This window comes from Pseudomonas reactans (genome assembly GCF_013385825.1).
Taxonomy (GTDB): domain Bacteria; phylum Pseudomonadota; class Gammaproteobacteria; order Pseudomonadales; family Pseudomonadaceae; genus Aquipseudomonas; species Aquipseudomonas reactans.
In genome coordinates, this window is the sequence record NZ_JACAPG010000003.1 from 1 (window position 1) to 21,498 (window position 21,498).

Consider the following 21,498-nt stretch of genomic DNA (forward strand, 5'->3'; position numbering starts at 1 on the left):
AGCGCAGCGTGCCCCAGCCTTGGTGTTCGGCGGTGAGGCGGTTTTGTGTGTCGTACTCGTAGGCCAGGGCCCAATGGCCATCCTCGACGCTTAGGAGATTGCCTTGACGGTCGTAGGCGTAATCGACCAGGTTGCCATCAGGCAGGGTTTTTCTTACGAGGCGTCCGGCATAGTCGCGCTCGTAGCGGGTAACCAGCTGACTGCCGTCATCGCCGTGTTCGGTCTTTTCCTGCAGGTTGCCGTTGAGGTCGTAGACGTAAGCCGTGCGCCGACCGTCAAACCCGGTTTCCTGTTGGATCAGGCCATTGGCGTGATACTGGAGTCGGTAGGTTTCGCCCACCTCATTTTCGATTTCGGTCAGCAGCAACCTGACGTTGTCGTAACGGTATTTGACCTGAGTGCCATCGGCGTTGATGCGCCGGCTGATCAGGTGCAGGCCGTCGGCGTATTCGTAGCGGGTGACGTGGCCGAGTTCATCGCGTTCGGAGGTGATTTTTCCGTAAGCGTTGTAGGTATATTTACGCGTATCACCGCTCGGCAAGACGATTTGGACTAATCGCCCAGCGTGGTTCCACTCAAATTGCGTGAGCGCGCCGTGCTCGTCTTCCTGGCTGATTTTTCGCCCGAGATCGTCATAGCGATAGCGCTTGATTCCGCCATTCGGCAACTGCTCTTCAAGCAATTGCCCCCGCTCATTCCAAACCAGCCGATGACAGCTGTGATCCGGCAGCCAAACCTGCGTCAGTTGCCCGCGTTTGTTGTAGCTGTACTCAGTCGAATTACCGTCAGGACCGGTCCTACGCGTAACATCGCCTTGGTCATTACGCTCATATTTCCAAACCGCTTCACCACGCCGCACAACCCGTACGAACCCATTGTCATGCTCGTAGGATGTTGGCTCATCATTCCCCGGAAACAACGCCACCAAACGCCCGGCTTCGTCGTACTGGTAGGCCGTGATCGCCCCCAACGGATCCTGCTCAACCGTCAGCCTTCCCTTGTCATCGTAGGATTTGAAATGTTCGGCCCCGTCAGGATCCACCCGCTGCACCAGCCGCGCCCGCTGGTCATGCACATAGACTTCCTGACTGCCATCGGCATTAAACACCGTGACCTGGCCGTTATCGTCCCAGGCATACCGAGTGCCCATCTGCGAGAAACTGGCCCAATGGCGGACACATCGCGCCGCCTTACCAGACCTTTCCCACTCCCAAAAGAAACTTGCGCCACCGGCCAAGCCACGCTCAAGAATGACGTGTTGTTGGTCGTACCGATAAACCTCGCTTTCGCCTACCGCATTGGTCGCAGAAACCAGCCGACCCGCCGCGTCATAGGCGTAGGAAACAACGTTCTGCTCTGTCACCCAAACAAACGGGCCGTCGTCCACCGCCCGCTCAATCTGGTAGTCCACCGCCACAATGCGGCCCGATGCGTAGCGCAAAAACAGCGAACGTCCCACGCCGTTATCCAGCCGCTCAATCTGCCCCAGGTAATTGCGAGAAATGCGCAGCCGGTTGTCATACGCATCGCTGATCGCCGTCAGCACACCGTCGCGGAAGTGGTAGAAACGTGACGACTGAGCCAGCACCAACTCATCAGGCAATGACCCCAAGTAGATCGCCGCTTCCGCCAGACTGTTGGTGATCGCAGGCCGAGAAACCGTGGGCAAGGGCAGGGTAGTCGAGCGATTCTCATGATCGGTCCACACCACCGAATCCCCGGAAACACTCAGCCGATGCGCCAGCGAGTGACTCCAGCCAAACCCCAGCCCGCAATCCACTTCCACCGCGCTGGTGCGATACAACCGCGTCCACTCAAACGGCAGAGCCCCGTCCAGCGCACCATCGGTGAGGGTCAGCAGTTCCTCACCCGTGACCATCGACACCGGGCAGCCGTTGGTGGCCGTCTTGTCCGACGACGCCGCCGCATCCCCAGCCGGATTCTTCCCAACAGCAGGCACATCATCCACATGTTCCTGGCGCACCAACACCGTCCGCTGCCCAACCTTGTCCCGCACCACCGGCACCGCGTTGGAAACCACCTGATCCCCAGCCATCAACGGCACATCCGGAATCGTCCGAATCGGCGTCGCCGGGCTACCCAGCAACATCGGTTTGGCCGCGTCGACATGCGCGTCCAACCGAGGCCCGACCAACTGATCGGCCAACATCTCAAGCCACTTACGCACCCGACCCGACTTGATATGCCCCAACACCTGCATACCCAGCCGAACCTGCACGCCCATGCCCCGGGTCGCCCAGATCAAAAACAGATTGATCAGAATCTCGCCGGTAATCTCGCCCACCAGTTCATACATATCCGGCGGCGGTAGCATGCGTATCCAGGCGACCATTGCCGACAGATAGATGAACAGCAGCGGCTCATCGCTGAGCACCAGCAGGCCATGGGCGATGGCGTCCTTGCCCAGTTTCAGTAGCTCGTCCAGCTCGACCTGGGTGATGTACTTCAGCAACTTCTCGCTATTGGCCTTGAGGTCCGCCAACAGGTCGTACAACTGTGTGACGTTATCCCAGAGGTTGTAGAGCGCCTTGCCAATCCCGCCCGCCAACGCCACGCCTTGCATCGCACTGCGCTCGAACGGCGTGGCGTTGGCGAAGTCCTTCCATCGCGGTTTGAAGGTCTTCGTCCATTCATCACGCAAGCGCTGTTCCAGCCCGGCGATCACCGACTGATAAGACGCGTACAGCGCTTTGACGTGTGCCTTGGAAACGTTGGGGTAAAAAGTGATCTGGTAACGCTGGTCGCGGATGCAATCGCTGACTTCAAGAATGCCGCTGGCGTCGATGGTTCGACGGATAGGGTCACCGAATGGCGTGCCGTCCGACCCGATGGCTTGCAGCATCACCGGCGTATTGCCGATGGGCACAAACCGAGTGCTTTCAAACAGATGCACCAGGGTCAACGAGCCCTGGGCCTTGCAAACAGCTACCGTGCGATTGGGCTTTTTGGAGGATGCGGGAGCGACGAGGGAAACTTCCTGGCCGACCTTGAACACCTGCTCCACGTCCAGAGCCGAGCCGCTCCAGAAGCTTTCGGCCCACTCGTCAAATGCGTTCAGGCACGTTCGGAAATCACGCAGGACGGTTTCCACGTCCGGCCTTTCGGCATCCATGGGGGAGAGGACGAACTGCGCAATAACCGGAATCATGAAACGGCCCCATTGAGTGGGGCACTGATAGAAAGGTGCATCGGCGGTCCCTCGCGCTGATTGGTCAGGCGAGAGACTTTGGAGAGGTTGGTTGGGAAAAGAAGTCGGCGTTATTCGCCGGGAGGGCTAGGAAGTTTCGCCAAAACTTAGGGCAAACCGAGGCTATGTTGTAGGCGGTGGATTACAGGGGGAACAGTCCTACAGCTTCAACTGCCCTATCGCTTTGCTCAACTCCCCGGCCAGGGTGGCCAGTTCATTGCTGGTGGTCGCGGAGTCCACGGTTTGCTGCACGGTGTTCTCGGTTACGTCGCGAATGCTGACGACCGCGCGGTTCATTTCTTCGGCCACGTGGCTTTGCTGTTCGGCGGCGACAGCGATCTGGGTGTTGCTTTCGCGCATCTGCGCCACGGCACCGGTGATTTCGGCGAGGGCGGCGCCCGCTTCCTGGGCTTGCTGCACGCAGTCGTCGGCCTTGAACGAGCTTTCCTGCATGAAGTCCACCGCGTCGCGGGTGCCGGCTTGCAGGGCCGAGACCATGCGGGTGATTTCGTCGGTGGAACTTTGCACGCGCTTGGCCAGGTTGCGCACTTCGTCGGCGACCACGGCAAAGCCACGGCCCATTTCCCCGGCGCGGGCGGCCTCGATGGCGGCGTTGAGGGCGAGCAGGTTGGTTTGCTCGGCGATGCTGTGGATCACGCTGACCACGCCGTTGATTTTCTGGCTGTCTTCGGCGAGCTTCTGAATCATTTCGGCGGTTTGTTGCACGCCTGTAGACAGGCCGGCGATCGAACGTTGCACGCGGGTGACCACTTCCTGGCCGCTGCCGGCGAGGGTGTCGGCGGTCTGGGACAGGTCCCGAGTGGCGCCTGCGTGCTGGGCAATGTGATAAACCGTTGCAGTCATTTCGTTGATGGCGGTAGCGGCCTGGTCGGTTTCGCTTTGCTGGCCGAGCATGCCGTGTTGCACCTCGTTCATGCTGCTGGCGAGGCGCGCGGCGCCGTCGTCCAGCTGTTGGGCAGTACGCGCTACGGTGCTGACCACTCTCTGGTAGCCGGCCTGCATCGCGTTGAACGCGCTGGCCATCTGGCCGACTTCGTCCTTGCACGCCAAGGGCACGCGGGCCGACAGGTCGCCGGTTTTCTCTACGTGCAGCATTACGTCCTTGAGGGTGTTGAGTTGGCTGAGCAGGAAGCGGATCAGCAATTGCGAGGCACCGAGCATCGCCAGCATCAGGATCATGACCGCTACCGCATAGTTGGCGAAGCGCTCTTCGAACACCTGGCTCAGGCTGGGCGCGTAGGCAAGGACGGCGACGTATTGACCATCAGGACGGGCGACGACTTCGGCGCCCATCAGTGGGTTCTCGCCGAACACAGGCATGTGATTGAGCTCGATCCAGCCCGTGTCGCTGCCCAGGGCTGACAGATCCTGGTCGGCCAGTTGTGGGACTTGGCCGCGTTTGAACGTCAGCCAGTGCTCGCCCTTGGGCAGTGCTTCCCCAGCCGGCCAGGCGCCAAGCAGCCGCGCTTGTGCTTGCGCAGAGGCGAGGGAGGCTGTGCTGCGCGCCTGTTGTTCAAGCTGCACGGCATACAGCACCAGCAGCAGAGTAGTAATGAAGGCGACCGCGTTGACGGCCCAGAATTTGTATTTCAGCGAGATATTGCTAAGCCAGGCACCCATGGAAGGTTTTCTCTGATAGCGGAAACAGCATTGGCAAGGTGCCATTATTGTGCCGCTATTCAGGGAGACGGTTTTGACGTGGGTCAATGCGCCGCATCAATCCACTTCAGGCAGCCCAAAGAAGCGGCGGGCGCATGCCGTGCTGTTACGGGCGAGGTCTTCCATGCTTTCGTTGCGGTGCAGGGCGACTTCGCGCAGGACTTCCGGCAGATACGCCGGCTCATTCCGGCCATTTTTCGGCTTGGGGCGCAGGGTGCGCGGCAGCAGATAGGGGGCGTCGCTCTCCAGCATCAGACGGTCACGGGGGATTTCCCTGACCAGTGGATGCAGGTGTGTCCCACGGCGTTCGTCGCAAATCCAGCCGGTGATGCCGATGTGCAAGTCGAGGTCGAGGTAGCTGAACAACGCCGCCTGTTCACCGGTGAAGCAATGCACCACGGCGGCGGTGAGGTGGTCGCGGTAGTCCTTGAGAATTTCCAGCAGGCGCTGGTTGGCGTCACGTTCGTGGAGAAACACCGGCAATTTGAGCTCGACGGCCAGGGCCAGGTGTTCTTCGAGGACTTTTTCTTGCTGCGGGCGCGGGGAAAAGTCCCGGTTGAAATCCAGCCCGCATTCACCCACCGCACGCACGCGGCTTTCGCTGAGCAAAGCGCGCAAACGCTGGGCGCTGTCGCCGTTCCAGTCGCTGGCGGAGTGGGGGTGGATGCCGGCGGTGCTGAACAGCCGCTGGCCGCTTTGATCGAGTTTTTCGCACAATTGCAGGGCTTGTTCGCTGCCCTCGATGCTGGTGCCGGTGAGCACCAATTGCTGTACACCGGCGGCATAGGCGCGGTCGAGTACAGCCTGGTGCTTCTCGTCGAAACTAGGGTTGGTCAGGTTGACGCCGATATCAATGAGTTGCATGGTGCTATCTCCGCCTGCGGCCGGAAAGCATATCAGAGCTGTAGATTTATAAGAAAAACGAAGAACTACAACGAGTTATAGCTGTCTTTGAACGTCGCAAGTGACATTGTGGTCGGCCAGCCGCCGTTCGTCCTGCCACCGTTGCGCGCAAAGCCTGCGCATCAAGCGCTCTGTTTCTGACTCCCACCGCCTCGTTTTTCGCGAGGGCGTTGGCCAGTATTCTTTTCCGGAGAGCGGATGATCCGACCCTCGGCGTTGCTTATGTTGTGCCTGACGTTGCTGCTGCCCATGGCGGCGGTCGCGCGTCTGGATGGGCCGCTGGAAGTGACCAAGCCCGGTAAGGTCCGCGACCTGGCGGAAATTCGCTCCAGCCGCACCCTGCGTGTATTGGTCAACCAGAGCCGAAACAGTTCCGGCGAGGTCCAGGGCCAGGCTATTGGTGTCGAATACCACCGCCTGCGCGCCTTCGAGCAATACCTCAATGGCCACGCCCGTGATGGCCAGGAAATCAACTTCAAGATCATCCCCAAAGCCAAGGACCAGCTGCTCGGTGCGCTGGCCCGTGGCGAAGGCGACTTGGTGGCGCCGGGTGAATTGCTCGATGTGAAGGCTGCGCACAAGATCAGCACCAGCGACCCGATTGTCAGCGATGTACCGTTGTGGTTGGTGGGGGTGAAGGGAGAGCGACGGTTTACCAAGTTGGAGCAACTGTCGGGCCGCACCCTGGCGCTGACCACCGGCAGTGCGGCGGCGGATGCCATCAGCCAGGTCAACCAGAAGCTGGCCCTGCACAAACAGCCACCCATCAAGGTGGAATGGGTGGACCCGACCCTGGCCGTGGAAGATGTGCTGGAGATGGTCCAGGCGGGTATTTTTCACCTGACTATTGTTGAAAAACCGATTGCCGAACGCTGGTCGAAGATCCTGCCCAAGTTGCGCTTCGACAAGCAGGTGGCGATCAGCGAACCGGGCGACGAATACTGGTTTGTGCGCCAGGATGCCTCGATGCTGCGGGCAAGCATTGATCGATTTCTCAAGACCTACCGAACCCCCTCAGACCAGGATGTGGCGTTCCAGCGGATCTACCGGCGCCTCTATCAAGTGCGCAATCCGTTGGCGCGCGTCGACCGTCAGCGCCTGGAAAAACTGCGCCCGGTGTTGCAAAAGCACGCCCGCGAGCAGGGCATGGATTGGCTGAACCTGGCGGCACTCGCTTTCAAAGAGTCGGCGCTTGATCCTGGCGCCCGCAACAGTGGGGGGCCCACCGGCCTGATGCAGATCACGCCCTCGGCAGCGCAGCGTGTGGGAGTCAACAATATTGAGAGCCTCGACAGTAACGTGCAGGCGGGGGCGCGCTACCTGGCGATGATCCGTCGCAAGTTCTTCGCCAGCCCCAAGCTCAACGAGCGTGAGCGAATGGCCTTTGTATTGGCGGCCTACAACATGGGGCCGGAGCGGGTGCAGGGCATGCGCACTGAAGCCAAGCGCCGGGGGCTGAATCCCAATCAGTGGTTCTTCCAGGTTGAACGCATTGCCATGGAGCAGGTAGGGATGGGCGGCGTCAGCTATGTTAATAGCGTCAACAAGTACTATTTGGCGTTCGATCGGGAGCGGGAGTCCCTGGAGCCGCCAGCGCCGAAAATCGCCTCACGGAAGTAATCGATTTTATCGATATTAATCAGGCATTTTTTCGGCTTTTATCATTGTTTAAACTGATTAATATAGCGGCCAACCAACCCCTACTTTGAAAAGGATTATCACCATGAGCCCACTGATCAAAAGCATCCTGTCCACCCGCGCCGGTTACGGCCTGACCATTCTGCGCATTGTTGTCGGCATCATCTTCGCCGCCCACGGTTCGCAAAAACTGTTCGGCTGGTTTGGTGGCTACGGCCTGGCGGGCACTGCCCAGTGGATGGAAAGCATCGGCCTGGCGCCGGGTACGCTGATGGCGTTGCTGTCGGGCGGCACCGAGTTCTTTGCTGGCCTGGCATTGATCATCGGCCTGCTGGCTCGTCCTGCGGCACTGGGCCTGACCATCCTGTCGCTGGTGGCGATCTTCTCGGTGCACATCCATAACGGTCTGTTCATGGCCAACAACGGTTATGAGTTCGCCCTGGCCTTGCTCGGTGGCTCGCTGGCGGTACTGCTGGAAGGCGCCGGCAAGCTGTCTGCGGATCGCGCCATCGCCAACTGATCCTCGTAAACCTTCAAGAGGCCCGCCCTGTGCGGGCTTTTTGCTGATCGGGATTCTTGACACCGCCCCACCGGCTTCTCTAGGATGCCGCTCATGCGCCGATTTAAACAGCTAATTGCGGGGCGCCATGGGTGATCGTTATCGGTCCCGACAGAAGCATGTTCCATGCTTCGAAATTCCGCTAAAGCGCTGGTTCGGTGTTGCCTCTCACCTGCCCGCAGACTTTTGAGGCAGAGACACGACACGATGAATGCACTACGCCCCCTGATACGCCTGGCCCCGATCACCGCGGACCTCACTCAACGCAATCCTAAAATTCTGCTGGGCGGCAAACACCAGCCGACGCTGTTGCGCTACCTGGACGGCTGGCCGCGTCGTACGGGCAGACCCTCCGCGTTCCTGATCCAGTTTGTCGAAGATGGCGATTCCCTTGCGCGGTTCGCCAGCAACAGTTTTGACCTTGCGGTTATCCAGGCGCCCAGTGCTGGCGACGCCGATGAGGTCATCCGTCAGTTGACCCGCATTGCCCGGCAAGGGCTGATCGCCCGTCGTTGAGCGTTCAGTGAATGATGCTGCCGGCTTTCAGCCGGCGACGGCGTTGGCCCAGAAAGACCAACCAGGCGATCAGGCATAACGTCAGTGGTATCGCAAAGGTCACGACCAGTTTTATAGTCAGCTCCATTCGACGTACCTGCGCATAAGCTTCGTGCTCCAGCGTGTGCAGCTCCATGGGCAAGCGCAGTCGCTCCTTGTTGAGTGCCTGCAACCGGGTGCTAGTGTCCACAGCCTGGGTGCCGAGGGCGGTTGTCCATGGGCTAAGTCGTTGCCATTCCTGTTCCGTGCGCTGCAGGCGCCGCTCCAGTTCGCCGGCCTTCAGGCGATAGGCCTGTTTCGCGACTTCGCGCATGCCTTCCAGCGCATTGGGTGATCTTTCCTGCGCCTCGCGCGGGCGTATGGCGGCCAGTGTGTCGGGGGCGGACAGGTTGTCCAATGTATTCAGGACAAACAGCGCGTTGCCGTCCGGTGCCGCGCTGTTGACCGTATCCATGAGCATGTCCGTGTCAGCAACGACCACGACATGAATCTGTGCAGCTTTGCGCAAGCCAGGCGGCTGCCCCTGGATACCATCAGGAAACACCGAATAGCTCGGCCCCTCGATACGCGCAGCAATGACATGACGCCGTTCCTGATTCGACGCCTCTTCAATTATTGAGTCCATCGTGGTGGTGCTTTTGAGGCTATTGGCGTCCAACAGGACTGATTGTTCGGAACTTTGCAGGAGCGGGCTGAAGGTCGTACGGCTCTTGCCCAGTCGGAAGAGAGCACCCGTGCTCGATACCGTGACCCTATTGAGGTTCCATGCACTGATGTCATGTGTGTTCATCGCCTGCCGGGGCAGGTTCAGCCTGACCTGATTGGGCTTACCCAGTGTCTCCCGTGGCGTGTAGAGGTTGTCGACTACCACTTTGTCCGCAGGCATCTGGATACCCCATGCGGCAAGTAGTTCGTTCAGCCGCGTGTTGCCGGGACGGTTCGGGCGCTGTTCACTCAAGGGGTCGATAAACACCATCAATCGGCCGCCTCTCAAGACAAATTGTTCAATGCCATACAGGGTCCGTTCAGACACCTCCTGAGGGTGCACGACCATCAGTGTTTGGATGGGGGCAGGAATTGACGCGACAGTCGATTCCAGATTGACCAAATCGAATTCTTGCCGCAAATCCTGCAACAGACGACCCGCAGACTCGCTCATCGCCAGCCCTGACAGCAGCGCAACGACTGGCCGCTTCGGCTGTTGCAACTTGTAGAGCAGATGACTGATTTCATACTCAAGCAACGGTTTTTGGTCGAGGCTGAAGGCGGCAATTCTTCGTACACCGTGACCGGCGCGGGTACCGATAAGCCCGAGAAACCCGGCATTGTCCTGAAGGCCAGATAGTCGGGCTTTGTAGGCATCCTCCGAAAAAGGGGCTGGTTCAACAAGGTGCAGATTGATCATGCCATTGGCGGTTTCTTCGTACTCCTTGAGCAGGTCTTCAATATGCTTGCTGTAGCGCTGCACGGCATAGCTTCTTTTAGGATCGTTGTTGGAGTTGAAGTAATACAAATCCACCGGGTCTTCCAACCTAGCGAGTAGCTGTCGTGCGGTGGGCGTTAACGTGTGAGATTTTTGCTCAGAAAGATCCCACCGTAGATCAGGAAGTTTACCTATCCAAACCAGATTGAACGCTAGGAAAAGTAGTAAGGTAACGATGAGTGTCATGCCGGTGCGCAGCGAGGACCGCATTAAGGATTTCCCTTCTCAGCTGTATTTATAGTTGAGGGTGGCTGTCGTCGCAGCGAGAAAAGCGAAGATCATGCTGATGAAGTAAAGCGTGTCACGCAGTGTGAGCTTTCCATGATCGATACTGCTGAATCGCAAAGCAGGGCTGAGTGAAGCGAGGTTGTCGATCAATCCAATAGGGGCTTGCTGTTCAAGTGCGTCCAAGAGGGAGGAAAGTCCGCTGGCTGTAAGAAGTAAGCCCAGGGTCAGTAAGAATATTACAGTGCGCTGACGTACCAGTGCGCATATAAAACAACCGACTGACAGATAACTTCCTGCCAGCAGCCAACTTGCGAAAAGTTGCGAAGCAATAACGCTGTTATCCGCACGGCCCAAGTAGTTGGTCACGATGACGAGAGGAAACATCAGGAGCAGGGCAGTGCCTGCTACGAGCCAGGCGGCGAGGAATTTTCCGACAACCCATTCAAAGGTCGTGAGGGGCAGGGTCTTCATCAGGTCGAAAAAAACGGCATTGGACTCATCCCACCATAATCGTGTGGTCAAGGCGGGAATGAAGAGTAAATAGAGCCAGGGATGGAACTGGACGAATACCTGCAGGTCACTGCCGTTTTGTTCCAGCCACGGGCTTATATACCCCCCCAGCGTCACTGAAAGTATTAGGAAGACCGCAATATTCAGGTAAGTACCGGGGGCACTGGCGTAGCTGGCGAGTTGACGCTCGAAAATGACAGGCAAAAATTTCAAAGAGGCGCCTCCTGGCTCAGATGGTGGACCACATCATTCAGGCGACCTGGTTCCAGGCTCAGCGAGTTGATCTTCCAGCGGCGACTGGCAATCAGCATGTTGATATGGGGGTAGATGGTATGCCCTGGCATGGCGAGAACAGTTACCGTACCGGGTGCATGGCGATGTTCCTCAATGCCAGCCACCCCGGGCAGTACGGCCAGTGCCAGTAGGTCCAGCGGGGTATCCGCAGCGAGAGTGACCGCCTGGAAATGGCGCGAGTCGCGTTGCAACTCGGGCAGTGGGGTATCGGTGACCAGGCGACCGCTTGCGATGACCAATGCACGGGTACACAACTCAGAGAGCTCATCGCAGTGACGAGAGGCGATGATGACTGTCATTTCTTGCGTCAATGATTGGATAAGCGCCCTGAATGTATGCTTTTGATCAGGTGCGAGTCCTTCAGTTGGCTCATCCAGCAGTAACACCGCAGGGTCGTGCAGGACGGCCTGGGCAATGGCGACTTTACGTTTCCAGCCGATGGAAAGGGCGTCGAGGGGCGCGTTGAGCACTTGAAACAGATCCAGCCGTGCGACCGCTTTTTCCAGCCGCGCGCGTTTTTCGGCGCCGTGGAAGCCGCGCACGGCAGCAATGAAACCAAGGAACGTTTTGACGGACATCGTTGGATGGCCGAGGTCCCCAGACAATTGATAGCCGACGAGTTGTCTCGCTTTAAGTGCATGGGTCTGTGTGTCGAAACCTTGGATGCTTATATAGCCACTGGACGGCTGTGTTGAACCCGCTATTGCATTGAACAGAGTTGTTTTGGCCATCGGATCCTGTCCGAATAGGCCTAGGCATTCTGGTTGATGAGCACTGAATGAAAGGTCGCTGAGTACAGTTGTGCTACCCGCGTGTTTTGTCAGATTGCTTATTTCGATCATTTTTTTACCGAATAAGTTTGGCGTGACGTAGGGGGCGTGAAAAAAGGGTACGGGTAATGGTCGTTTTAGGGAACGCCGATAATTATTAATAAGAGAAGTCCTACGTGCGAGTTGGGCAAGCCGCTGAAACAATGTGTTAGGTTTCAGAATGTCCAATTTTTGAATGTTTATTGGTTGTTTAGATAAACTTTCTACCCTGCACAATGAGGCGTTGATGCCATGATGCTGCTACGTACCCTTGTTCTTGAGCGCAACGGGCAAGATACTCCCGTTAACGGCGCACTGCTCTGTGGTTTTGCTGTAGGCCAGACAGCCTCCAACTTTCTTGTTTACAGTCTGGATGAGGAAGTGGAACCGGAAAGTTCCAGGGTTTATATCGCCGCGTTACGTAAGAAAGTTGATCGATATTTTCTGGGCGGGGTGGAGTCTAAGGAAGACCTGCAGTTGGCCTTGCACGTGTTCAAGCAAATTCTGACGTTGGCGGCTTCGGGCATGAAGGCGGGGGGAGGTACCGAAACCCAGGCGCCCTATCACTTTGTCGATTTGAAAGGCTGCAAGCTGCCGCCTGCAAGGCCCGAGGACCATCATTCGGTGATCATCAAAAAGGCGTTGGTGATGAAGGTGATCACTCTGGGCATGTCTGCACCCACGCTCCCAGCGATCGAGAGCGCTTCGGTGATTGTGCCGTCCATTCGTTTCTCGTCCCAATTGAGTTCGTCTCCTAAAACGATCAACCCTTCCGAACCCGTCCGGACACTTGTGCATGAGCAGCCCGTTGAGGAGAGTCGCAAGCCACCTCTCGAAGCCCCCTTGATGATGGCGCAAACCGCACCGGTCATCCCGCCGCCTCCCGGTGTGCCTGCACCACTGATACGGCCTGCTCCCGACGACCACAGCACGCTGCTCGAAGTGGACAGTACGTTGACCAACCTTGCCCGTGTGGCCCAAGAGTTGACCCAGCAAAAACTTGCGGCCATTGAGCGGGAATCGGCACTTGAGCAATGGCAAGCGCGATTGCAGCAGGAGCAGAAACAATTGGATGAGAAGGTTGGAGAACTGGAGCAACGTACCACTCAATTGCATGATCATTCACTTGCGGTCAGCCAGAGGACCGAAGCCCTGAAGGTGATAACGTCGCAGGTATCGAGCTTGCGACAGAGTCTGCGTGGCGTGCTGCTTGAGCTGGATCAGGCGTTGGATGGCTAGACTGGCCTGGCTACTTTCGCCGGTTCATTTATCATCAACGCCAGCCAGCCGACGCCTGGGCTCTAAGCACAGGCACATCGGCACCTATGGACATTGCCTCGGGATGCAAGCGTTTGAGTACCAAGCTGATTACCAAAGAAGGTCATGAAGCGCTGAAAAAGGAGTTGGATTACCTGTGGCGCGAAAAGCGCCCGGACACTACGCGCAAAGTGACCTGGGCGGCCTCGCTGGGAGATCGCAGCGAAAACGCCGATTACCAGTACAACAAGAAGCTGCTGCGTGAGATCGACCGTCGCGTGCGTTACCTGCGCAAGCGCCTGGAAGACATGCGTGTGGTGGAGTACATGCCTGAGCAGGAGGGCAAGGTGTTCTTCGGCGCTTGGGTGGACATCGAAAACGAGGCGGGTGAGACCAAGCGTTTTCGCATTGTCGGCTATGACGAGATTTATGATCGGATGGACTACATCTCCATCGATTCACCCATGGCCCGTGCGTTGTTGCGCAAGGAAGTAGACGATGAGGCCATCGTGCAGACCCCGGGTGGAGAAGTGTGCTGGTGGATCACCGGCATCGACTATGTGAAGTGAGTGAAGTCGGCCCGTGTTCAGTGATGAACATGGGCCGACTGCGTTTCAGCCTTCACGCAACACGGTCAACGGGCTGGCGTTGAGTGCGCGGCGAGTGCCGAATACACCCGCACCGCCGATCAATACGGCACCTATCACCGGCAGCAGCAACAGCCACGGATGAGGCTGCCAGGCCAGGTCAAACGCATAGCGGTACAGCACAAAGGTCACCAACTCGGTCCCGAGCGCTGCAAGCAGGCCACTCACGGCACCCAGCAAACCGAACTCGATACGCCTGGCCTTGACCAGCAGCTTGCGTTCCGCGCCCAGTGCACGTAGCAGGGCCCCTTGGCGGATACGCTCATCGAGGGTGGCTTGGAGGCCGGAGAACAACACCGCCATCCCCGCCGCCAAGACAAACAGCAGTACGTATTCCACCGCCAGGGTCACTTGGGCGAGGATGCTGCGCAACTGCTCCAAGAGTGCCTCGACTTGCAGGATGGTCACCGCCGGGAAAGCGCGGGACAGGTCGACGATCTGCTGGTCATGCCCAGGCGCCAGGTAGAAGCTGGTCAGGTAGGTGGCCGGCAAATCCTTCAAGGTACCCGGTTGGAAAATCATGAAGAAGTTGGGCTGGAAGTTATCCCAGTTGATGGTCCGCAGGCTGGTCACCCGCGCTTCACGGTTCTCCCCACCTACCGTAAACACCAGGTGATCATCGAGCTTGAGCTTGAGGCTTTCCGCAACCTTGGCCTCGACCGATACGCCGGGGATTTCATCGGTAGGTTGCTGTGACCACCATGCACCGGCGGTCAGGGCGTTGCCCGGTGGCAGGTCGGCAGCCCAGGTCAGGCTCAGGTCGCGTTGCACCGCGCGATCGCCACTGGAGTCCTTGCTGACGATTTCCTGCACGGGCTCGCCATTGATACTGATCAAGCGACCTGGCACCACCGGATACAACGGCGCGGACTGTGCCTGCAGTTCCAGAAGGCGGGCGCCGAACGCGTCCTTGTCGGCCGGCAGGATATTCAAGGCGAAATAGTTGGGGGCATCCTTGGGCAGTTGGTTTTGCCAGGTGTCGAGCAGCTCGCCACGCAGCAGGGCGATCAAACCCATGGAGAGCAGGATCAAACCGAATGCCAGGGATTGACCGGCCGCCGCCAGTGGATGACGCAACAGTTGGCCCAGGCCCAGTCGCCACGGCAGGGAGGCGCGGGCCAGCAGGCGGCGCAGGCTTTGCAACAGCAGCAGGAGCAGGCCGCCGAGAACCAATGCCGCGACCACGCCGCCGCCGAGCAGGGCGAAGGTCAGCACCAGGTCGAGGCTAAGGCGCCACATGATCAGGCCCAATGCGAACAGTGCTGCGCCATAGACCAACCAGGTACTGGAAGGGATCGGCAGCAGGTCGCGACGCAACACCCGCAGCGGTGGCACGCGACCCAGTGCAGCCAGGGGCGGCAGGGCGAAGCCGGCAAGTGCGACCAGCCCGGTGCCGATCCCGGCAATGGCTGGTAACAGTCCGCCGGGTGGCACGTCCGATGGCAGCAGGTCGTGGAGGAAGTAGAACAGGCCGAATTGTGCCAGCCAGCCGAGCAGAGCGCCGGCAAGGCTGGCCAGCAACCCCAGTACAGTCAATTGCAGGCTGAACAGCAACATGGCTTCACGTCGCGACAATCCCAGGCAGCGCAGCAAGGCACTCGCGTCGAAGCGTCGGGTGGCGAAGCGATTGGCCGACAGCGCCACGGCCACACCGGCCAAGAGGACGGCCACCAGACTGGCCATGTTCAGATAGCGCTCGGCCTTGCCGAGGGCGCCGCCGATCTGCTGGTTGCCATCCCGTGAGTCTTGCAGGCGCTGGTTGGCGGCGAGGCCTGGCTTGATCAGATCACGATAGGTTTGCAGCGCGGTACTGCCCTGCGGCCCACGCCACAACTCGCGGAAACTGACGCGGCTGCCGGGTTGCACGACGCCGGTGGCATCCAGGTCCGCCAGGTTGATCATTACCCTGGGGGTAAGGCTGTAGAAATTGCCGGCGCGGTCCGGCTCGTAGGTCAGCACGCGGGCCAGGCGCAGCGTCTTCATGCCCACGTCAATGCTGTCGCCGACCTTGAGGTCCAGCGCCGTCAGCAATCGTGCTTCCACCCAGGCTTCACCGGGTTTCGGTCCGCCGCCTGGGGTTTCATCACCAAAGGGTGCCGCCGCGCTTTTGAGTTCTCCGCGTAGCGGGTACTGCTCATTGACCGCCTTGATGCTGGAAAGCTGGATGCCGTTATCGGTGGCAATGACGCTGGAAAACTCCACGACCCGGGCATGATCCAGGCCCAGCTCGGTGCCTGACTGGATTTGCTCGGGGCGGGCCGGCGAGCTGCCTTCAAGTACCAGGTCGGCGCCGAGGAACTCGGTGGCGCGCAACAGCATCGCACCATTGAGGCGCGCACCGAAATAGCCGATGGCGGTGCTGGCGGCCACGGCCACCAGCAAGGCGAAGAACAACACGCGCAATTCGCCGGCGCGGGCGTCGCGCAGCAGTTGGCGCATGGCAAGGCTGAACAGGCGCAATAGCGGCAAACGTGCCATCAAGGCTCCAGGGGCGCGACCATCAGGCCGGCTTCAAGGCGGATCAGGCGTCGGCAACGATGGGCCAGGCGCTCGTCGTGGGTGACCAGCACCAGGGTCGTGCCGCTCTCTTTGTTGAGTTCGAACAGCAGGTCGCTGATGCGCTCGCCGGTGTGGCTGTCGAGGTTGCCGGTGGGTTCATCGGCAAACAGCACGTCCGGCTCCGCAGCAAAGGCGCGGGCAATGGCTACCCGTTGTTGCTCGCCACCGGAGAGTTGGCGTGGCGAGTGAGTCAGGCGTTGGCCCAGGCCGACACGTTCCAGCAGGTGCCGGGCGCGCTCACGGGCGTCTTTGCGGCCGTCCAGCTCCAGCGGCAGCATGACGTTTTCCAGGGCGTTGAGGCTGTCGAGCAGTTGGAACGACTGAAATACGAAGCCCACGTGCTCGGCACGGATACGTGCGCGTTGGTCTTCGTCGAGGGTGCTGAGGGCTTGCCCGGCGAGGGTGACTTCGCCGCTGCTGGGCAGGTCGAGGCCGGCCAGCAGGCCGAGGAGGGTGGATTTGCCGGAACCGGAACTGCCGACGATAGCCAGGCTATCGCCCTTGTTCAGTTCCAGGCTCAGTTCGTGCAGGATAGTCAGTTCACCTTCCGCGCTGGGAACCACTTTGCTAAGGTTCCGCGCGGTGAGAATGCTTGCGCCCATGGAGAATCCGATGCGAATGTGGTTTTTGAGTGCTGGCCTGGCCTTGATGTGCATGGCCCAGAACGCAGCGGCGGGTACAGTCCTGATCGTTGGCGATAGTATCAGTGCCGGTTTCGGCCTGGATACCAGCAAAGGGTGGGTTGCCCTGCTGCAGCAACGGCTCAAGCAGGAAGGTTTCGACGATAAAGTGGTCAATGCCTCCATCAGTGGCGACACCAGTGCCGGAGGCCTGGCGCGGCTGCCGACGGCGCTTGCAGAGCATAAGCCGGACGTGGTGGTGATCGAGCTGGGCGGTAACGATGGCCTGCGTGGGCAGCCGCCTGCGCAATTGCAACAAAATCTTGCGTCGATGATTGACCAGTCCAAGGCCGGCGGGGCCAAGGTGTTGTTGTTGGGGATGCAGTTGCCACCCAATTATGGCCCGCGATACACCACTGCATTTGCCGAAGTCTATGGTGTGCTGGCCAAGGAAAAAAACGTCCCGCTGGTGCCGTTTTTCCTCGACGGTGTGGGCGGGCACCCGGAGCTGATGCAGGCCGATCAACTGCACCCGGCGGTCGGCGCTCAGGGCAAGTTGCTGGAAAATGTCTGGCCGACGCTAAAACCGCTGCTATGACGCTTTTCTACCGGCAGGCTTTCGGCTAAGGTGGCGCCCCCCCGATTTGGAGCCCCTGATGTCGCGTCCTGCCTGGTCCCTGTTTAACTACCAACTGATCGAGCCGGACGAGCAGCTGGATCTGTTCGCCTGCCAGGAAGTGCGGGTGCATCTGGTGGCGCGTCAACTGGAACTGGGCGGCTCCATTGATCGCACCCTGTGCGGCACATTATTGCCTGCGCAACCGCGTTGGTCGCGGGTCGATCGTTCGATCTTCCAGGACCAGCGCCTGTGCCCTTTGTGCCGTGCGATCCTGGAATCCCAGAAGCGCGGCACGCCGCCGATCTGGCCGGAGCTGCGTTTCGAGTTGTAGGGGGCAGCTAGAAGCGCGCTTCACGTATACAATCGATGTTTACCTCCCCGTCGTTCTGCGAAGGATTTACCGGATGTTGTCGCGCCTTTCCGTCGTCACCTGCTGCCTGTCTCTCGCTGCGCTCTGCGCGGCCGGTTCTGCGTCAGCCCTGCAGTTGCCCTTGCCACCACCAGGTGAAGACATCGTCGGCCAGGTCCAGGTGATCAAGGCCAAGTACGAAGACACCTTTGCTGACTTGGGAACCACTTATGACCTGGGTTACTCGGAGATGGTCGCGGCCAACCCGGGCGTAGATGCCTGGTTGCCGGGCGCGGGCACCGAGATTGTGTTGCCGACGCGCTTCATCCTGCCGCCGGGCCCGCGCGAAGGTATTGTGATCAACCTGGCGGAATACCGACTCTATTACTTCCCCAAGGGCCAGAACGTGGTCTACACGTTCCCGTTGGGGATCGGTCGTGAAGGCTGGGGTTCGCCGATCGCCCACACTAGCATCATTGCCAAGACCCCCAACCCGACCTGGACGCCGCCTGCGTCGATCAAGGCCGAGCACGCCGCCAATGGCGACCCGCTGCCCAACGTGGTGCCGGCCGGTCCGGACAACCCGCTGGGCCCGTTCAAGTTCACCCTCGGTACGCCGGGTTACCTGATCCACGGTTCCAACATGAAATTTGGTATCGGCACGCGTACAAGCCACGGCTGCTTCCGCATGTTCAACAACAACGTGCTGGAGATGGCGGGCATGGTGCCGGTGGGGACGTCGGTGCGCATCATCAACGACGCCTACAAGTTCGGTCGCAGTGGTGGCAAGGTCTACCTTGAAGCCCATACGCCGTTGAATGATGACGGTACGCCGTCGGTGGTCGACAAACACACCGCCGTCATCAACGCTTTGCTCAAGCGTGAAGACTTGGCCAACCAATTGCGCGTGAACTGGGACCAGGTGCGTGACGTGGTAGCGGCGGAGGACGGCTTGCCGACGGAAATCGGCGTGCCTGGCGCAGCCTCGGTGGCCGCCAGTGCGCCGATCGATCCCTTGTAGGAGCGAGCTTGCTCGCGAAAAACTTGAGATCACCGCGTTAGTCCAGGGCTTGCGCGCCATGGTTGAGGACCTTCGCGGGCAAGCCCGCTCCTACAAAAGATCGTAGGAAATTCAGGCAATAAAAAAGCCGACCCATAAATGGATCGGCTTGATAACAACCCCGAAGGATTATTACTTGCGGCTAGCTTTTTCAAGCATACGCAGAGCGCGCTCGTTAGCTTCGTCAGCAGTCTGTTGTGCTTTTTGAGCAGCAGCCAGAGCTTCATCAGCTTTACGGTAGGCTTCGTCTGCACGGGCCTGGGAGCGAGCTGCTGCGTCTTCAGTTGCAGTCAGACGAGCTTCGGTTTCTTTGGAGACGCTGCTGCAACCGGTAGCCAGAACTGCGGCCAGAGCCAGAGCAGAGAATTTCAGAACGTTGTTCATCGTGTTCCCCTTCAAGGACTTTCTATTAGATGGCTAGTTAGCCCAGAGTGAGCTAATAGCCGGCGTACATACTACCCATTACTTGTAGTAAGTAAACTGACGTAGCGCAAGAAGCAAAAAAAATTCTCGCGCCGAATCTATTTTGGCTAATCTTTTGGAGGTTTGTATAAAAACCGTCCAATTTTTTTCAAACAGGCAAAAATTGGATCCAGGCTGAAAGGGCCGGCCCGCATGTGTTAAGCCTTGTAAACAGATGAAAATTTATATATCCACGCTGACACTTTCGTTCAGCCTGGCTTTGCGTTGCCCAGCATCTTTTACGCATGTAGAGGTGACTTTAAGAGCGCCTGTTCGTCTTAAGGTTCAACTGCCGGCAATGTTCAGGCTTTCGATCCCAGGTTGATCGGAGCCCTTTCTATATCCACCAGCAGCAGGGGATGACGAGCGCGCCTTGAGCAATTTCAGGATTGGTGCCTACTATTCCCTACGGGCTGGTTGTAAGCGCTCAGGGTTTTCTCGATGTCGAAACCGGCACGGGGTGGCGTAGATGTTCCTTCGCCGGAAAAACATCGGTAAGGTAGGGGTCAGAAACCAAGACCCGCGAGGAGTAGTGATGAGCGAGGCGTTGTCCATCCACCATGACCAGGCTGGTCATCAGTTCGAGACCAATGTGGACGGTCATCGTGCCTATCTGACCTATATGGACCTCGGCAAACAGACCCTGGATATCTATCGGACCTTCGTGCCTAACGCACTGCGGGGCCGGGGGATTGCGGCGGCACTGACCGAGGAAGCCTTGAAGTTCGCCGAAGAGGCTGGCTACACGGTGATCCCGTCCTGCTCCTATGTCGAACGCTACATGGAGCGCCATCAGCGCCATGCTGCGAAGCTGTAAACCGTAAACAACACCATGAAAAACGCCGGGTTTAGCCCGGCGTTTTTGTTTGCGCTCGATACAGACTCAGGTGCGTTTGCGTTTAGGCAGAACGTCCTTGAGCTTGGCATGCATGCTGCGCAGCGTGTTTTCAGTAGCGGCCCAGTCGATGCAGGCATCGGTGATCGACACGCCGTACTGCAAGTCGGCCAGGTCTTTTGGAATCGCCTGACAGCCCCAGTTCAGGTGGCTCTCGACCATCAGGCCGATGATCGACTGGTTGCCTTCGAGGATCTGGTTGGCGACGTTCTCCATCACCAGCGGCTGCAGGGCCGGGTCCTTGTTGGAGTTGGCGTGGCTGCAATCGACCATGATGTTCGGCTTGATCTTGGCCTTGTTCAGTGCCTGTTCGCACAGCGCAACGCTGACCGAATCATAGTTGGGCTTGCCGTTGCCACCGCGCAGCACCACGTGACCGTAGGCGTTGCCCTTGGTGGTGACGATGGACACGCCACCTTCCTGGTTGATCCCCAGGAAACGGTGCGGGCTGGAGACCGATTGCAGCGCGTTGATCGCCACGGTCAGGCCGCCGTCGGTGCCGTTCTTGAAGCCTACGGCCGAGGACAGGCCGGACGCCATTTCGCGGTGAGTCTGGGATTCGGTGGTACGTGCGCCGATGGCCGACCAACTGATCAGGTCCTGCAGGTACTGCGGGGAGATCGGGTCGAGGGCTTCGGTGGCGGTGGGCAGGCCCATCTCGGCCAGGTCCAGCAGCAACTGACGACCGATATGCAGACCGTCCTGGATCTTGAACGAGTCGTCCAGGTACGGGTCGTTGATCAAGCCTTTCCAGCCCACAGTGGTACGCGGTTTTTCAAAATAGACGCGCATCACCAGGTACAGGGTGTCGGACACTTCCGCCGCCAGCACTTTGAGGCGCTCGGCGTACTCGTGGGCAGCCTTCAGGTCGTGGATCGAGCAAGGCCCGATGACGACGAACAGGCGGTGGTCGGTGCCGTCGAGAATGTCACGGATGACTTCGCGGCCCTTAGTGACGGTCTGCAGGGCAGCATCGCTCAAAGGAATTTCGCGCTTGAGCTGATCGGGCGTGATCAGGGTCTCGTTGGATTCGACGTTTAGGTCATTGATCGGTAAATCAGCCATCGTGTTACTCGTCAGGGTCACGGGTGCCGGCCGCCAGCCATCCCCGTGCGGCGGAGCACAGCATGATTTGAATGCAGGGGGGAGGAACCTTAGCGCGT

19 protein-coding genes are annotated in these 21,498 nt (G+C 59.0%); 9 read left to right on the top strand and 10 right to left on the bottom strand.

Annotated features, from left to right (window positions below; genetic code table 11):
* The 3 genes from HX868_RS03120 to HX868_RS03130 form a co-directional block, all read right to left on the bottom strand.
* A partial coding sequence (locus HX868_RS03120; RefSeq protein WP_177001891.1) for a DUF6531 domain-containing protein occupies positions 1-3,169 on the bottom strand: 3,169 nt, incomplete at its 3' end.
* 198 nt (positions 3,170-3,367) lie between these two features.
* Positions 3,368-4,849: a methyl-accepting chemotaxis protein gene (locus HX868_RS03125; protein WP_177001892.1), complete on the bottom strand. Its 1,482-nt coding sequence runs from the start codon at positions 4,847-4,849 to the stop codon at positions 3,368-3,370.
* Between the two features lie 96 nt (positions 4,850-4,945).
* Positions 4,946-5,752: a TatD family hydrolase gene (locus HX868_RS03130; RefSeq protein WP_177001893.1), complete on the bottom strand. Its 807-nt coding sequence runs from the start codon at positions 5,750-5,752 to the stop codon at positions 4,946-4,948.
* A gap of 237 nt (positions 5,753-5,989) precedes the next feature.
* On the opposite strand from HX868_RS03130, the gene HX868_RS03135 reads away from it, so the two are divergent.
* From HX868_RS03135 to HX868_RS03145, 3 genes are all read left to right on the top strand, one after another.
* Positions 5,990-7,411 (top strand): MltF family protein, encoded by a 1,422-nt coding sequence (locus HX868_RS03135; protein WP_177001894.1) that lies wholly within the window; start codon positions 5,990-5,992, stop codon positions 7,409-7,411.
* 103 nt (positions 7,412-7,514) lie between these two features.
* The gene (locus HX868_RS03140) at positions 7,515-7,949 is read left to right on the top strand and encodes a DoxX family protein (RefSeq protein WP_028615629.1); all 435 of its coding nucleotides are present in this window, start codon (positions 7,515-7,517) and stop codon (positions 7,947-7,949) included.
* 246 nt (positions 7,950-8,195) lie between these two features.
* Entirely contained in the window at positions 8,196-8,504 is a 309-nt protein-coding gene (locus HX868_RS03145) for a hypothetical protein (protein ID WP_016975361.1), read from the top strand.
* A gap of 4 nt (positions 8,505-8,508) precedes the next feature.
* On the opposite strand, the gene HX868_RS03150 is transcribed toward HX868_RS03145, so the two are convergent.
* The 3 genes from HX868_RS03150 to HX868_RS03160 are packed head-to-tail and all read right to left on the bottom strand — an operon-like array spanning position 8,509 to position 11,900.
* Positions 8,509-10,236: a Gldg family protein gene (locus HX868_RS03150; RefSeq protein ID WP_177001895.1), complete on the bottom strand. Its 1,728-nt coding sequence runs from the start codon at positions 10,234-10,236 to the stop codon at positions 8,509-8,511.
* Positions 10,237-10,251: 15 nt separating this feature from the next.
* Positions 10,252-10,977: an ABC-2 transporter permease gene (locus tag HX868_RS03155; RefSeq protein ID WP_177001896.1), complete on the bottom strand. Its 726-nt coding sequence runs from the start codon at positions 10,975-10,977 to the stop codon at positions 10,252-10,254.
* Entirely contained in the window at positions 10,974-11,900 is a 927-nt protein-coding gene (locus HX868_RS03160) for an ABC transporter ATP-binding protein (RefSeq protein ID WP_177001897.1), read from the bottom strand. The genes HX868_RS03155 and HX868_RS03160 overlap by 4 nt, the downstream gene beginning before the upstream one ends.
* Before the next feature lie 219 nt (positions 11,901-12,119).
* Between HX868_RS03160 and HX868_RS03165 the strand changes: the two genes are divergently transcribed.
* Both HX868_RS03165 and greB read left to right on the top strand, forming a co-directional pair.
* Positions 12,120-13,106, top strand: coding sequence for a hypothetical protein (locus tag HX868_RS03165; RefSeq protein WP_177001898.1), 987 nt, complete (start codon positions 12,120-12,122; stop codon positions 13,104-13,106).
* 113 nt (positions 13,107-13,219) lie between these two features.
* Positions 13,220-13,693, top strand: coding sequence for a transcription elongation factor GreB (gene greB / locus HX868_RS03170; RefSeq protein ID WP_025999661.1), 474 nt, complete (start codon positions 13,220-13,222; stop codon positions 13,691-13,693).
* 45 nt (positions 13,694-13,738) lie between these two features.
* On the opposite strand, the gene HX868_RS03175 is transcribed toward greB, so the two are convergent.
* Entirely contained in the window at positions 13,739-16,249 is a 2,511-nt protein-coding gene (locus tag HX868_RS03175; protein WP_177001899.1) for an ABC transporter permease, read from the bottom strand.
* Positions 16,249-16,932 carry an ABC transporter ATP-binding protein gene (locus HX868_RS03180; protein WP_005786391.1) on the bottom strand — a complete coding sequence of 228 codons (684 nt, stop codon included), beginning with the start codon at positions 16,930-16,932 and terminating at the stop codon, positions 16,249-16,251. The genes HX868_RS03175 and HX868_RS03180 overlap by 1 nt, the downstream gene beginning before the upstream one ends.
* A gap of 10 nt (positions 16,933-16,942) precedes the next feature.
* Between HX868_RS03180 and HX868_RS03185 the strand changes: the two genes are divergently transcribed.
* The 3 genes from HX868_RS03185 (at position 16,943) to HX868_RS03195 (ending at position 18,939) form a co-directional block, all read left to right on the top strand.
* Positions 16,943-17,548, top strand: a complete 606-nt coding sequence (locus tag HX868_RS03185; protein ID WP_177001900.1) for an arylesterase — start codon at positions 16,943-16,945, stop codon at positions 17,546-17,548.
* A gap of 58 nt (positions 17,549-17,606) precedes the next feature.
* Positions 17,607-17,900 (top strand): hypothetical protein, encoded by a 294-nt coding sequence (locus HX868_RS03190; protein ID WP_010211879.1) that lies wholly within the window; start codon positions 17,607-17,609, stop codon positions 17,898-17,900.
* A gap of 73 nt (positions 17,901-17,973) precedes the next feature.
* Positions 17,974-18,939, top strand: a complete 966-nt coding sequence (locus HX868_RS03195; RefSeq protein ID WP_177001901.1) for a L,D-transpeptidase family protein — start codon at positions 17,974-17,976, stop codon at positions 18,937-18,939.
* 171 nt (positions 18,940-19,110) lie between these two features.
* On the opposite strand, the gene oprI is transcribed toward HX868_RS03195, so the two are convergent.
* Positions 19,111-19,362 carry an outer membrane lipoprotei OprI gene (oprI, locus tag HX868_RS03200; RefSeq protein WP_003172710.1) on the bottom strand — a complete coding sequence of 84 codons (252 nt, stop codon included), beginning with the start codon at positions 19,360-19,362 and terminating at the stop codon, positions 19,111-19,113.
* 613 nt (positions 19,363-19,975) lie between these two features.
* Between oprI and HX868_RS03205 the strand changes: the two genes are divergently transcribed.
* Positions 19,976-20,257 (top strand): GNAT family N-acetyltransferase, encoded by a 282-nt coding sequence (locus HX868_RS03205; RefSeq protein WP_003189869.1) that lies wholly within the window; start codon positions 19,976-19,978, stop codon positions 20,255-20,257.
* 66 nt (positions 20,258-20,323) lie between these two features.
* Here the strand turns inward: HX868_RS03205 and HX868_RS03210 are convergent, their stop codons facing one another.
* Positions 20,324-21,400, bottom strand: coding sequence for a 3-deoxy-7-phosphoheptulonate synthase (locus HX868_RS03210; protein ID WP_016975370.1), 1,077 nt, complete (start codon positions 21,398-21,400; stop codon positions 20,324-20,326).
* Positions 21,401-21,498: the final 98 nt, after the last annotated feature.

Excerpts from the sequence above, each read along its gene's own strand:
- HX868_RS03125 (WP_177001892.1), bottom strand. The coding sequence starts at position 4,849 with ATGGGTGCCTGGCTTAGCAATATCTCGCTGAAATACAAATTCTGGGCC.
- HX868_RS03130 (WP_177001893.1), bottom strand. The coding sequence starts at position 5,752 with ATGCAACTCATTGATATCGGCGTCAACCTGACCAACCCTAGTTTCGAC.
- HX868_RS03135 (WP_177001894.1), top strand. The coding sequence starts at position 5,990 with ATGATCCGACCCTCGGCGTTGCTTATGTTGTGCCTGACGTTGCTGCTG.
- HX868_RS03140 (WP_028615629.1), top strand. The coding sequence starts at position 7,515 with ATGAGCCCACTGATCAAAAGCATCCTGTCCACCCGCGCCGGTTACGGC.
- HX868_RS03145 (WP_016975361.1), top strand. The coding sequence starts at position 8,196 with ATGAATGCACTACGCCCCCTGATACGCCTGGCCCCGATCACCGCGGAC.
- HX868_RS03150 (WP_177001895.1), bottom strand. The coding sequence starts at position 10,236 with ATGCGGTCCTCGCTGCGCACCGGCATGACACTCATCGTTACCTTACTA.
- HX868_RS03160 (WP_177001897.1), bottom strand. The coding sequence starts at position 11,900 with ATGATCGAAATAAGCAATCTGACAAAACACGCGGGTAGCACAACTGTA.
- HX868_RS03165 (WP_177001898.1), top strand. The coding sequence starts at position 12,120 with ATGATGCTGCTACGTACCCTTGTTCTTGAGCGCAACGGGCAAGATACT.
- HX868_RS03175 (WP_177001899.1), bottom strand. The coding sequence starts at position 16,249 with ATGGCACGTTTGCCGCTATTGCGCCTGTTCAGCCTTGCCATGCGCCAA.
- HX868_RS03180 (WP_005786391.1), bottom strand. The coding sequence starts at position 16,932 with ATGGGCGCAAGCATTCTCACCGCGCGGAACCTTAGCAAAGTGGTTCCC.
- HX868_RS03185 (WP_177001900.1), top strand. The coding sequence starts at position 16,943 with ATGCGAATGTGGTTTTTGAGTGCTGGCCTGGCCTTGATGTGCATGGCC.
- HX868_RS03190 (WP_010211879.1), top strand. The coding sequence starts at position 17,607 with ATGTCGCGTCCTGCCTGGTCCCTGTTTAACTACCAACTGATCGAGCCG.
- HX868_RS03195 (WP_177001901.1), top strand. The coding sequence starts at position 17,974 with ATGTTGTCGCGCCTTTCCGTCGTCACCTGCTGCCTGTCTCTCGCTGCG.
- oprI (WP_003172710.1), bottom strand. The coding sequence starts at position 19,362 with ATGAACAACGTTCTGAAATTCTCTGCTCTGGCTCTGGCCGCAGTTCTG.
- HX868_RS03205 (WP_003189869.1), top strand. The coding sequence starts at position 19,976 with ATGAGCGAGGCGTTGTCCATCCACCATGACCAGGCTGGTCATCAGTTC.
- HX868_RS03210 (WP_016975370.1), bottom strand. The coding sequence starts at position 21,400 with ATGGCTGATTTACCGATCAATGACCTAAACGTCGAATCCAACGAGACC.